A 12,259-nucleotide genomic window follows, 5' to 3' on the forward strand; every position below is an offset into this window, starting at 1 on the left:
CTGCCGCAATGGGGACTTGCGCGAGATTATTTTAGGCTTAAAATAGTTTCGCCGGGTTGAATTGGCGAGGCTCCCATGAAAGTCGCGATCATCGGTGGCGGACCTGCGGGTCTATATGCTGCAATCCTGCTGAAGAAGCAGCGACCGAGCGCTGAGATCGCGGTGTACGAGCGCAACCGCGCCGACGACACCTTCGGCTTCGGCGTGGTGTTCTCGGACGCCACGCTCGATAATTTCGAGAAGCACGACCTCCCGAGCTATCGCCGCATCACCCAGGAATTCGCCTACTGGGACGACATCGCCGTGCACTTCCGCGGAACGGTCCATCGGGTCGGCGGCAACGGCTTTTGTGGCTGCTCGCGGCAGAAGCTGCTCCTGATCCTGCAGGCGCGCGCGCGAGAACTGGGCGTCATCCTGAACTTCGAGGCGGATGTCGAGGACGAATCCCGCTTCGCTGACGCCGATCTCATCCTGGTCGCGGACGGCATCAACAGCCGCTTCCGCGACAAATATGTCGATCATTTCGCGCCGGAACTCGATCTCCGTGCCAACAAGTTCGCCTGGATGGGTTCGACCAGGCCGCTGGATGCCTTCACCTTCATCTTCCAGGAGACGGAGTGGGGACCGTTCATCGCCCATGCCTATCAATATGAAGCCGGGCACTCGACCTGGATTTTCGAGACCGATCCGGAGACGTTCGAGCGCGCCGGGCTGACGGGGCTGAACGAGACCCAGTCGGCTGCGCGAATGGCCGAGATCTTCGGCTGGTTCCTCGATGGGCATCAATTGCTCACCAATCGTTCGACGTGGCGCAACTTCCCGATGATCCGCAGCAAGCGCTGGGTCAAGGACAACATGGTTCTGCTCGGCGACGCCAAGGCGAGCGCGCATTTCTCGATCGGCTCGGGCACCAAGCTCGCGATGGAAGATGCGATTGCGCTGGCAGAGGCGATGGAGAAGGCGCCCAGCATCAAGGCGGCGCTGGACGTCTATGAGCACGGGCGGCGTGAGGAGGTCGAGAAGACGCAGCACGCCGCGGACGTCTCGCTGGTCTGGTTCGAGCATGTCGACCGCTTCTGGGATTTCGATCCCGTGCAGTTTGCCTTCGGCGTGATGACGCGCTCGAAGGCGATCACCTACGATAATCTGAAGCTTCGCGCTCCTGACTTCGTGGCGGAGGTCGAAAGGTCGTTTGCCAAGCGTGTTCGTGACAGCGGTTTCGAAGTCGACACCGAAAAGCCAATGGTGCCGCTGTTCCAGCCCTTCCGGCTGCGTGAGATGGAGATCGCCAATCGCGCCGTGGTGTCGCCGATGTGCATGTATTCGGCGAAGGAGGGCGTGCCGACCGATTTCCATCTGGTGCATTACGGATCGCGCGCGATCGGCGGCGCCGGCCTGATCTTCAGCGAGATGGTCTGCGTCAGCCGTGAGGCGCGGATCACGCCGGGCTGCGCAGGACTGTGGAATGACGAGCAGGAGGCCTCCTGGCAACGCATCGTTGATTTCGTCCATGCCAATTCGGCCGCAAAAATCTGCCTGCAACTGGGGCACGCCGGGCGCAAGGGCGCGACCAAGCTGATGTGGGACGGCATGGACCGTCCGCTCGAGGAGGGCGGTTGGGAGGTGTGTTCGGCATCGCCGCTGCCCTATTTTCCCGACAGCCAGGTTCCGCGGGAGCTCGATCGCGTCGGCATGAATGCAGTGAAGGACGCTTTCGTCGCGGCGGCCGAGCGCGGCGAACGCTGTGGCTTCGACATGCTCGAACTGCACTGCGCCCACGGCTATCTGCTTGCGAGCTTCATCTCGCCGCTGACGAATAGACGCGCGGATGAGTATGGCGGCTCGCTCGAAAACCGCCTGCGCTTCCCGCTCGAAATCTTCGAGGCGCTGCGGGCCATATGGCCGTCGCACAAGCCGATGTCTGTGCGCATTTCCGCGACCGACTGGGCCGAGGGTGGCATCGGCGGCGACGATGCAGTGGTGATCGCGCGGGCTTTTGCCGAGGCGGGCGTCGATCTCGTCGACGTCTCGACCGGGCAGACCGTGCGCGATGCGCAGCCGATCTATGGCCGCATGTTCCAGACTCCGTTCTCCGACCAGGTCCGCAATGAGGCGCGCGTGGCCACGATGTGCGTCGGCAACATCACGACGGCGGACCAGGCCAACACCATCCTGGCTGCCGGCCGGGCTGACCTCGTTGCGCTCGGGCGGCCGCATCTGGTCGATCCCTCCTTCACCATGAGGGCGGCAGCCTGGTACGGGGCGGACGACGCGTTCTGCCCGCCGCAATATCTTCCCGGAAAAGATCAGATTTTCCGCAACAGCGTGCGCGACCGGCAGGATCTCGAGGAGCTGAGAATTAAGGCTAAGCCCAAGACCCGGGCCGAGCTCAAGGCGGAGGCGACAAAGCCGCTTGCGGCCGAGTGACCGCCCGTGCGACTTTGGCCGCATTGCCTGGTGTGTACCGAGTGGAGTGAGGGCGATGAAGGCGATTATCGTCGGCGGCGGTATCGGTGGTCTCACCACCGCATTGATGCTGCGCTCGCGGGGCCTCGCTTGCGAGATCTTCGAGCAGTCCGACACCATCCGCGAGCTTGGCGTCGGCATCAACACGCTGCCCCATGCCATGCGTGAGCTGGCAGGCCTCGGTCTGCTGCAGCAGCTTGACGATGTCGCGATCCGCACCGACCAGCTCTATTACCTTAACCGTCACGGCCAGGAAGTCTGGCGCGAGGCCCGCGGCATCGACGCCGGCCACGATGTGCCGCAATTCTCGATCCACCGCGGCCGCCTTCAAGGCGTCATTCATCGGGCCGTCGAGGAGCGGCTCGGGCCGGAGGCCATCCACACCGGCTGCCGCCTCGGTGCCTTCACGCAGGACGAGGGCGGCGTCACCGCGTACTTCTTCGACCGCTCAGGCGCGCACATCCATACCGCGCGCGGCGACATCCTGATTGGTGCCGACGGCATCCATTCGCGGGTCCGTGACACGCTGTTCCCGAGCGAGGGGCCGCCGTGCTGGAACGGCCTGATGCTGTGGCGCGGTGCGCGGGATTGGCCGCTATTCCTCACCGGCAAGTCGATGATTGTGGCCGGCGGGCTCAACGCCAAGGTGGTGATCTATCCCATCGCGGAGGGATCGAGTCCGGCGAGCCGCCTTACCAACTGGGCGGTCCTGGTGAAGGTGGGCGAGGGCAATGCCCCGCCGCCGCGGAAGGAAGACTGGTCGCGGCCGGGCCGGCGCGAGGAGCTGATGCCGCATGTGGCGCGCTTCTCGGTGCCTTACGTCGACGTGAAGAGCCTGATCTCGGCCACGCCCGAGTTCTACGAATATCCGACCTGCGACCGCGATCCGTTGCCCTATTGGTCGTCGGGCAGAGTCACGCTGCTCGGCGATGCCGCGCATCCGATGTATCCGGTTGGCTCCAACGGCGCTTCGCAGGCCATCCTCGACGCGCGCTGCCTCGCCGACGCGCTGGTGCGCGCCGAGCATCCGCGCCAGGCGTTGCTTGAATACGAGAAGAAGCGCCTGCCCATGACTGCGGATATCGTCCGCTCCAACCGGCGCGGCGGCCCCGAGGGCGTCATCGACGCCGTCGAGCAGCTCGCGCCTGATGGTTTCGACAATGTCGACAACGTGCTGAGCTATTCCCAGCGCGAGGCGATCGTGCGCGGCTATGCCACCAAGGCCGGCTTCGCCGCAGTGCCGGGACTTGCGGCGGTGCGGGCTTAAGATGCGCTGCTAGCCGCCGGGAGGCGGCGGCAGGAAGTGGATGTTGAACTCGGCGGCCATCGCCACCACGTCCTCGGGCTTCTGTTCCTTCATGTTGTGAAGGCCCCAGAACAGGTCGAACAGCTTGCGGGTCGGTGACACCCAGAACAACACCTTCGCGGTCTGATCCGATTTGTTGAAGATGCCATGCGGCACGCCCATGCCGAGCCGGATCAGGTCGCCCGCGGTCGCCTGCGACTCGGAATTGCCGAGCATGAAATCGAGCTTGCCCTCCAGCATGTAGAGATATTCATCCTGGTCCGGATGAATGTGCGGCGGCACGAACGTGCCCGGCGGCAGCGTCGCATGCCAGGAGAAGCTGTGCTCCGTGTTGCTCTTCGGCACATAGGTCTGGCCGAGGATGTTCCAGGAGATGCCCTGGATCCCCTCATTGGCCCGTGTGATGCCGGTGATTTCGCTTTTCATCGTGATCCTCCCTCGACGCGACGTGCGGCTTAGTTCGCCGCCTTGCAGTCCTTGGCGTAGCGGTCGCCGTAATTCTCAAAGACTTTCTGGACGATTTCGGTCTGGAACTTGCCGTCCGCGCGCTTGGCGACCTTGGTCAGGTAGAAATCCTGGATCGGATAACCGTTGGTGTTGAACTTGAAGGCGCCGCGCAGCGAGGTGAAGTCGGCCTTTTTCAGAGCGGCCGCGACCGCGTCCTTGTTGGAGAGGTCGCCCTTCACGGCCTTGACGGCGCTGTCGATCAGCATCGCGGCATCATACGCCTGGAAGGCGTAGGTACCGGGCACGCCGTTATAGGCGGCCTCGTAGGCGGCGACGAACTTCTTGTTCTGGGGATTGTCGAGATTGGGCGCCCAGTTCGCGCCGCCGAACATGCCGACCGCCGCGTCCTGCTGCGCCGGCAACGTCGATTCATCCACCGTGAAAGCCGAGAGCACCGGAATGCTGTCGGCGAGGCCAGCCTGCCGGTATTGCTTGACGAGATTGACCCCGAGGCCGCCGGGCATGAACGTGAAGAGCGCATCGGGCTTCTGCGATGAAATCTTGGAAAGCTCCGGCTGGAAGTCCAGCGTGTTGAGCGGCATGTAGGATTCTTCGACGATCTCGCCCTTGTAGTCGAGCTTGAAGCCCGCGACCGAGTCCTTGCCGGCCTGATAATTCGGAACCATCAGATACATGCGCTTGTAGCCGCGATCCTGCGCGACCTTGCCGAGGATTTCGTGCACCTGATCGTTCTGATACGAGGTCACATAGAAGAACGGGTTGCAATCCTTGCCGGCAAAAGTGGACGGGCCGGCATTGGGGCTGATCAGGAAGGTTTTCGATTCCGTGACCGGCCGGTGAATCGCCTGGAGGATGTTGGAGAAGATCGGGCCGACCACGAAGTCGACCTTGTCGCGCTCCAGAAGGCCCTTGACCTTGGTAACCGCTGCGTCCGGCTTCAATTCGTCGTCGACCACGACGACCTCGACATCGCGGCCGCCCATCTTGCCGCCGAGATCCTTCATTCCGAGCGCAAAGCCGTCGCGAACCTGTTGGCCGAGCGCGGCGGCGGGTCCCGACAGGGTCACGATCACACCCAGCTTGATTTTCTCCTGGGCGAGGGAAGGACTCACCGTGGTGCCAAGCAGCAAGGCGGCTGCGGCCAACGTCATTTGCGTCTTCATGATCTGTCCCCCGTGACAACAGGACTTGCGCTGCAAGCCGCTACTCCAATCCAAGTTTATGCCGATGATTGCTGCCGCGGCAAGCGAGCTCAAAGCGTCGTCATCTGCGGACAGCGGCGCATGCAAGCGGCGCGCCAATTATTTGAAGCCTAAAGAAATCGGGATGCGATCGATTGTTGCGGCTTTAGGCTTGCAGCCGGCTTCGATTTATTTGAAGCTCAAAATGTTGGGAATCCGTGCCGGGCGCCAATGCTAGGCCGTGAGTGACTGCATCAACATGCTCGATTCCGAGACCAAGGCCGTCGAAACTCCGGAGGATCACGCCGAAGAGCTTCGGCTGTGGCTGCGCCTCTTGACCTGCACGACGCTGATCGAGGGCGAGGTCCGTGGCCGGTTGCGGCAGCGCTTCGACGTCACATTGCCCCGTTTCGACCTGATGGCGCAGCTCGACAAGGCACCCGACGGCATGACGCTGTCCGACGTCTCCAAGCGCATGATGGTGTCGAACGGCAACGTCACCGGTCTCGTCGAGCGCCTCGTGGAATCCGGTCATCTCGACCGCCGCACGTCGGAGACCGACCGCCGCGTCCAGGTGATCCGGCTGACCAAACTCGGTCGCGCCGAATTTCGCAGAATGGCCGCGGAACACGAGACCTGGATCGCCGATCTTTTCGCCGACCTGACGCCGAAGGATGTGCGCGAATTGATGCGGCTGCTCGCCAAGACCAAGGCATCGGCGCAGAAATCGGCCGGTCGCCGCCGGGCCTAGTGCGCGGCTGACGCGCCCACCAATCCCATTTGCCGCCGGAAAAAGCACGGGATGCCCAAAATCCGCTATTGCACGAAATTGCTTTAAGCCTAAAATGTTTCCGAGTGAGTGCTGCCGGGTGCTTTCCATGCTGAAAGGAGCGTGCGATGGCCAACGCCGCCAAGGTTCAAGTCTCGGGCTCGCGTGACGATAACGCCGCGACAGCCCATGTCGATACGTTCGCGCGGCAGCATCTTCCGCCAGCCGAGCTCTGGCCGGAATTCATCTTCACGCGACCGGAACTGCAGTATCCGCCCCGCCTCAACTGCGTCAGCTATTTCCTCGACCGCTGGGTCGAGCAGGGACATGGCGACGCTCCTTGCGTGATCAGCCCCGCCGTCAGCTACACCTATCGTGAGCTGCAAACGGTCGTGAACCGCATCGCCAATGTGCTGGTCGGCAAGCTTGGTCTCGTCACCGGCGGACGCGTGCTGCTGCGTTCGGCCAACAATCCGATGATGGTCGCGACCTATCTGGCAGTGATCAAGGCCGGTGGCATCGTCGTCGCGACGATGCCACTGTTGCGTGCCAAGGAGCTGTCCTATCCGATCCAGAAGGCCGAGATCACACTCGCACTCTGCGACGGCAAGCTCGCCGACGAAATGGAGAAGGCGAAAGCCGCAGCCCCCGGCCTCAAGCGCGTGGTCTATTGGGGCAACGGCGGCAGCGACTCGCTCGAGGCGCTGATGGAGGATGCAAGTCCGGAGTTCAGGGCTGTCGATACCGCCTCCGACGACGTCTGCCTGATCGCGTTCACGTCGGGCACGACCGGCGATCCCAAGGGCACCATGCATTTCCACCGTGACATGCTGGCGGTCTGCGATGGCTATGCGCGCAACATCCTGCGCGCGGAGCAGAAGGATCGCTTCGTCGGCTCGGCACCGCTCGCCTTCACGTTCGGCTTCGGCGGCGTGCTGTTTCCAATGCACATCGGCGCCTCCTTCGTCGTTCTGGAGAAGACGGCGCCCGACGACATTCTGAATGCGATCGAGCAGTACAAGACCACGGTCTGTTTCACCGCGCCGACCGCGTACCGGGCGTTGATCGGCAAGCTTCCGGGCCGCGATATTTCCTCGCTTTGCAAATGCGTGTCCGCCGGAGAGACGCTGCCCAAGCCGACATTCGATGCCTGGCTGAAGGCGACCGGCATCAAGCTGATGGACGGCATCGGCTCGACCGAGCTGCTGCACATCTTCATCAGCGCGACCGAGGACGAGATCCGCCCCGGTGCGACGGGCAAGCCGGTGCCGGGGTATGAAGCGAAGATCGTCGATGATTCCGGCAATGACGTTCCGCCGGGCACGATGGGAAGGCTCGCGGTACGCGGGCCGACCGGTTGCCGCTATCTCGCTGACGAGCGGCAGCGCAAATACGTCCAGAACGGCTGGAACATCACGGGCGACACCTATCTGATGGATAGCGAGGGCTATTTCTGGTACCAGTCGCGCTCGGACGACATGATCGTGTCGGCCGGCTACAACATTGCAGGCACGGACGTCGAGGCGGCGCTGCTTACGCATCCCTCCGTCCTCGAGTGCGGGGTCGTCGGCGCGCCGGACGAGGCGCGCGGCATGATCGTGAAGGCGTATGTCGTTGCCGCGCCGGGCGTAACGCCGGATGCCGAGCTCGTGGCTGCGTTGCAGGAGCATGTCAAACGCGAGATCGCGCCATACAAATATCCGCGCGCGATCGAGTTCGTGGCGCAACTACCGAAGACCGAGACCGGCAAGTTAAAGCGCTTTGCCCTGCGGCAACTGGCGCAGACCGCGGTGACGTCCTCCGGCGTCGCGGCGGAATGAGAGAAGGATAGAGAATTGTCCGTGACGACGCCGAAAAGCCCGCAGCTTGCGGTGCTGCCGACAGCAGCTGAGGACGAAACCCGCGCCAGGGCGCAGGTGCTCCAACCGTCCGGTTGGCCGGTGCCGAAAGGCTATGCCAACGGCATGGCCGCCGAGGGACGCATCGTCGTCACTGGCGGTGTCATCGGCTGGGATGCCGAGGAGCGTCTCGCGGAGGGTTTTGTCGCGCAGGTGCGCCAAACCCTAGGCAACATCGCCGCGATCCTCGCGGAGGCCGGCGCGCAGCCCGAGCATCTGGTGCGCCTGACCTGGTACGTCGTCGACATGGACGAGTACCTGACGAACCTGAAAGAGCTCGGCAAGGCCTACCGCACCATCTTCGGCGCGCACTACCCGGCGATGGCGCTGGTTCAGGTCGTCCGCCTCGTCGAGAAGACGGCGCGCGTCGAAATCGAAGCCACCGCCGTCATTCCGCGCTGAACTGCGATCGGTGCGCGGTCAGCTTGCCTTGGTCAGCTTGCCTTGGCGAGGTCATCGTCTTCGGGCGAGTTCAGGTATATTCCTGACATGGTGTCGACCCAGCAGAGATGGTCGTGCACCTTCTTCACGCCGTTGACGTTCTCCGCTGCGACGACCGCGGCCTGTCGCACGCGCTCCTCGGTGATGACGCCGCTGAGATGAACGATGCCGTCGCGGACGATGACGTTCAGCCCGAACGGGCACCAGTCGTTCTTCTCCATGGTATCGATGATGCGGCTGCGAATGTGATCGTCGTCCGCGGTCGGGTCGGGTACGTCTCGGGCGAGGTCCGCCACCGCCTGGAGCAGGTTCGCGCGCGACACGATGCCGACGATTTTGTCGCCGCGGATTACCGGGAGACGCTTCACGTTGTTCCGCTCCATGAGATCGACGATCTCGGCAAGCGCCGTATCCTCGGTGATGGTCACCGGTGAAGAGGTCATCACCACCGAGACCTTGCGGCCGTGCTCGTGGACGAAGTCGCTGGCCGATTTGCCGGATCCGAGAATGAACCGCAGCCAGCGCCCGCGCTTGCGTCCCGTGCCGATTTCGCTGCGGCGGATGAAGTCGCCTTCCGAGACCACGCCGACCAGCTTGCCGGCATTGTCCACGACCGTGAGACCGCTGACATGCCGCTTCAGCATGATGTTTGCCGCCTCGACGATGCTGGTGTCGGGCGTAACCGAGATGACCGACCGGGTCATGATCTGATGGGCGCGCATGGCAGACTCCGCTGGCTTGTCGATGTCGATGCGCAAAACCTAGCTCTCGCGTCGTGCTGCGGCTTGACGCAGGTCAAGGGGTGAAGCGGGGCTCTTTCCGATGCCCGGACTTGATGCAGCTCAACGCGCATCCCAAGCCTCGCCATATCCTGCTGCCACGCAGCCAAGAAGCCGGCAGGAACATTCAGCCATGAGCGTCGTGCAGATATTTCCAAGGTCCGAAGGGTCGGCCGCGCAGGTTCTCTCCGTCAGTCCTGTTGCTGAGCCCGAAGCCTCTACGACCGGCCCCGAAGCGCCGGCTGGAATGCCAGTCGCCGCCGATCCCCTGCCTGTATCGGAGCCATACCCTCTCGATCGCGCGTTTCATGCGATGCTGGCGCGGTTGACGGGCGGGATTTCGCCGCTGGCCTTGTCGCTCGCCTGGCTCGATTGGAGCTCTCATCTGGCTGCCGCGCCGCAGCGTCAGGTGGAGATGTCGCGCAATGTCCTTCGCGACATGGGCCAGTTCCTGGAAGCCGCCGCGCATGCGACGTCGCAAAAGCCGTGGTCCGTGATTGCACCGCAGGGACGGGATCGTCGCTTCAGGGGGCCGCAGTGGGAAGCCGCACCGTTCAATCTGCTTGCGCAGGCGTTCCTGCTCGGAGAGCGCTGGTGGCACGATGCCACGACCGGCGTACGCGGCGTGTCGCACGCAAATGAAGCCATCGTCGAATTCTCGATGCATCAGATGCTCGACATGCTGGCGCCGTCGAATTTCACGGCGACCAATCCGCAAGTGCTGGAGAAGGCGTTCCGGAGCGGCGGGGAGAATTTCGTATTCGGCTGGCAGAACTGGTGCAGCGACCTGATGCGCCTGCTCTCCGCCGCAAGGCCAGCGGGCGACGAACAGTTCATCGTCGGCAAGACGGTCGCGGCTTCGCCGGGCAAGGTCGTTTATCGCAATGCGTTGATCGAGCTGATCCAGTACCATCCGACGACGGCTCAAGTGCGACCTGAGCCAATCCTGATCGTGCCCGCCTGGATCATGAAGTACTACATCCTCGATCTGTCGCCGCAGAATTCTCTGGTGAGGTATCTGACCGGCCAGGGCTTCACCGTATTCGCGATTTCCTGGCGAAATCCGGATGCCAAAGACCGGGATGTTGCCTTCGACGACTATCGCAAGCTGGGTGTCATGGCGGCGTTGGACATGATCGGCCGGATCCTGCCGGGCCGGAAGACCCATGCGCTCGGCTACTGCCTGGGTGGCACATTGCTGTCGATCGCTGCGGCTGCGATGGCACGCGATGGCGACAAGCGACTGTGCACGACCACCCTGCTTGCCGCACAGACGGATTTCACCGAGGCCGGCGAGCTGACGCTTTTCGTCAACGAGAGCCAGGTCGCCTTTCTCGAGGACCTGATGTGGCAGCGGGGCTATCTGGACACGACGCAGATGGCCGGCGCGTTCCAGTTGTTGCGCTCCAACGAACTGATCTGGTCGCGGCTGTCGCACGACTATCTGATGGGCGAGGGCGCGCCACCGAGCGACCTGATGGCCTGGAACGCCGACGCCACGCGGCTACCCTATCGTATGCACTCGGAGTATCTGCGAAAGCTATTCCTGGGCAACGATCTCGCCGAGGGCCGCTATCGTGTCGAGGACAAGAGCGTCTCGCTTTCCGATATCCATGCGCCGATGTTCGTGGTCGGCACGCTCGCCGATCACGCGGCGCCGTGGCGATCGGTCTACAAGATCCACTATCAGGTCGATGCCGACGTGACCTTTGTGTTGACCAGCGGCGGCCACAATGCCGGCGTCGTCGCGCCGCCGGACGAGCCCGGCCACAGCTATCAGGTGCTGATCAAGGCCGCCGATGCGCGCTATGTTGGCCCGGACGAATGGCTGAAGCTGGCACCGCAAGTCGAGGGATCGTGGTGGCCGGAATGGGCCGAATGGCTGGCCGCACACTCCGGGGCGCCCTGCGATCCGCCGCAAATCGGAGGCGGAGACCTTGACGGTCTGCCCGACGCGCCGGGAGACTACGTCCACACCTAGTCCTCAGGCTCAGCATTCGGCGCAAGGTCGGCGGAGCGGAACGGCTTGGCCTTGTCCAGTTTCCGGTAGGCGTCCGAAGCGATCCGCAACAGTTTCTTTTCGCGCTTGCGATTGAGGAAGCGAATGCCCGCCTCGGGGACGGCCTCGTTCAACGACGCCGCCAGGGCCTGACCTCGCGCATCGTCGTTCAGTTGTCCGAGGGACTTTTGCGCCTTGCGCAATTGCTTGAGGATCGACTTCTGCTTGGTCAGCGACTCGTCGGCGAACAGGTCCTCGAGCGACTCGATCGAATAGGTCAGCCGCTTGTTGAGAAGCCGCAGCTTGTGCCGTTTCTCGACGTCAAGCTTGCGGAGCTTGCGCGCTGTCTTGAGCAGCGTCTTTTCCCATTGCGTGAGTTTCGCTGTTGCGTGGTCGGCGAGCGTGCAGCGGCGTAGCCTGATAGCTTCCTTGCTGCGCCGGGTCGACCAGGGGCCGCTCTCGATCCAGGCTGACGTCTGCTCGACGAGACGGAGATACCGCGCGGATTGCAGCGCGCGCGCCAGCAGGCGGTGGCTCTCGGCGCGCTTTTCGTCCCAATGCTGGAGCTCGGCAATCACGGTCAACTCGCCTCCACTCTCGGCGATGACCCGCTCGATTGCCACGTCGAGGTCCCGGACCATGCCGAGTTGGCTGTTCAACCATTTCAGTTCGATCCAGACCTCTGGCCGAAGGGCATCATCGACCATCGGCGAGAAGAAGCGGATGGCGGTGCGCAGATGCGTCAGTGCAATCCGGATCTGGTGCAGTGCCTCGGGATCGCCGCGGCAGGTGCCGTCATGCTGGGCGAGAACGGCGGCGAGGTGACGGCGGGCGATGATCCGGAACGCGGTGTCGCAAACCATGCCGGGGCTGAGGCGGCCGGGCAGGACATCGTGCCTCGCCGCAGGCTTGACGCGCGCGGCCGTCGAATTCGTGCTGGGTCGCGCCATTT

General features: G+C 63.4%; 10 protein-coding genes. 6 read left to right on the top strand and 4 right to left on the bottom strand.

Annotation, left to right across the window (positions count from 1 at the left end):
- Positions 1-75 precede the first annotated feature (75 nt).
- Both IVB40_RS11245 and IVB40_RS11250 read left to right on the top strand, forming a co-directional pair.
- A complete protein-coding gene (locus tag IVB40_RS11245) occupies positions 76-2,427 on the top strand; it encodes a bifunctional salicylyl-CoA 5-hydroxylase/oxidoreductase (RefSeq protein ID WP_247818895.1) in 2,352 nt (783 codons plus the stop codon).
- Positions 2,428-2,482: 55 nt separating this feature from the next.
- Positions 2,483-3,733, top strand: coding sequence for a flavin-dependent oxidoreductase (locus tag IVB40_RS11250; protein WP_247460916.1), 1,251 nt, complete (start codon positions 2,483-2,485; stop codon positions 3,731-3,733).
- Between the two features lie 9 nt (positions 3,734-3,742).
- On the opposite strand, the gene IVB40_RS11255 is transcribed toward IVB40_RS11250, so the two are convergent.
- Positions 3,743-4,198, bottom strand: coding sequence for a cupin domain-containing protein (locus tag IVB40_RS11255; protein ID WP_027566694.1), 456 nt, complete (start codon positions 4,196-4,198; stop codon positions 3,743-3,745).
- 29 nt (positions 4,199-4,227) lie between these two features.
- The gene (locus IVB40_RS11260; RefSeq protein WP_247460914.1) at positions 4,228-5,403 is read right to left on the bottom strand and encodes an ABC transporter substrate-binding protein; all 1,176 of its coding nucleotides are present in this window, start codon (positions 5,401-5,403) and stop codon (positions 4,228-4,230) included.
- Between the two features lie 277 nt (positions 5,404-5,680).
- Here IVB40_RS11260 and IVB40_RS11265 point away from each other — a divergent pair, with 277 nt between their 5' ends.
- The 3 genes from IVB40_RS11265 to IVB40_RS11275 all read left to right on the top strand — a co-directional run bounded on the left by IVB40_RS11265 (position 5,681) and on the right by IVB40_RS11275 (position 8,490).
- Positions 5,681-6,172 (top strand): MarR family transcriptional regulator, encoded by a 492-nt coding sequence (locus IVB40_RS11265; RefSeq protein ID WP_027566696.1) that lies wholly within the window; start codon positions 5,681-5,683, stop codon positions 6,170-6,172.
- Positions 6,173-6,318: 146 nt separating this feature from the next.
- The gene (locus tag IVB40_RS11270) at positions 6,319-8,010 is read left to right on the top strand and encodes a benzoate-CoA ligase family protein (RefSeq protein ID WP_247818896.1); all 1,692 of its coding nucleotides are present in this window, start codon (positions 6,319-6,321) and stop codon (positions 8,008-8,010) included.
- Positions 8,011-8,031: 21 nt separating this feature from the next.
- The gene (locus tag IVB40_RS11275; RefSeq protein WP_027566698.1) at positions 8,032-8,490 is read left to right on the top strand and encodes a RidA family protein; all 459 of its coding nucleotides are present in this window, start codon (positions 8,032-8,034) and stop codon (positions 8,488-8,490) included.
- 32 nt (positions 8,491-8,522) lie between these two features.
- On the opposite strand, the gene IVB40_RS11280 is transcribed toward IVB40_RS11275, so the two are convergent.
- Complete coding sequence (locus IVB40_RS11280) at positions 8,523-9,251, bottom strand: CBS domain-containing protein (protein WP_247290406.1); 729 nt, start codon at positions 9,249-9,251, stop codon at positions 8,523-8,525.
- Positions 9,252-9,441: 190 nt separating this feature from the next.
- Here IVB40_RS11280 and IVB40_RS11285 point away from each other — a divergent pair, with 190 nt between their 5' ends.
- Positions 9,442-11,289, top strand: a complete 1,848-nt coding sequence (locus IVB40_RS11285; RefSeq protein ID WP_247818897.1) for an alpha/beta fold hydrolase — start codon at positions 9,442-9,444, stop codon at positions 11,287-11,289.
- Here the strand turns inward: IVB40_RS11285 and IVB40_RS11290 are convergent.
- Positions 11,286-12,257, bottom strand: a complete 972-nt coding sequence (locus IVB40_RS11290) for a CHAD domain-containing protein (protein WP_247290402.1) — start codon at positions 12,255-12,257, stop codon at positions 11,286-11,288. The genes IVB40_RS11285 and IVB40_RS11290 overlap by 4 nt on opposite strands.
- Positions 12,258-12,259 lie beyond the last annotated feature (2 nt).

It is taken from the genome of Bradyrhizobium sp. 40 (genome assembly GCF_023100925.1).
In the GTDB taxonomy this organism is placed as follows: domain Bacteria; phylum Pseudomonadota; class Alphaproteobacteria; order Rhizobiales; family Xanthobacteraceae; genus Bradyrhizobium.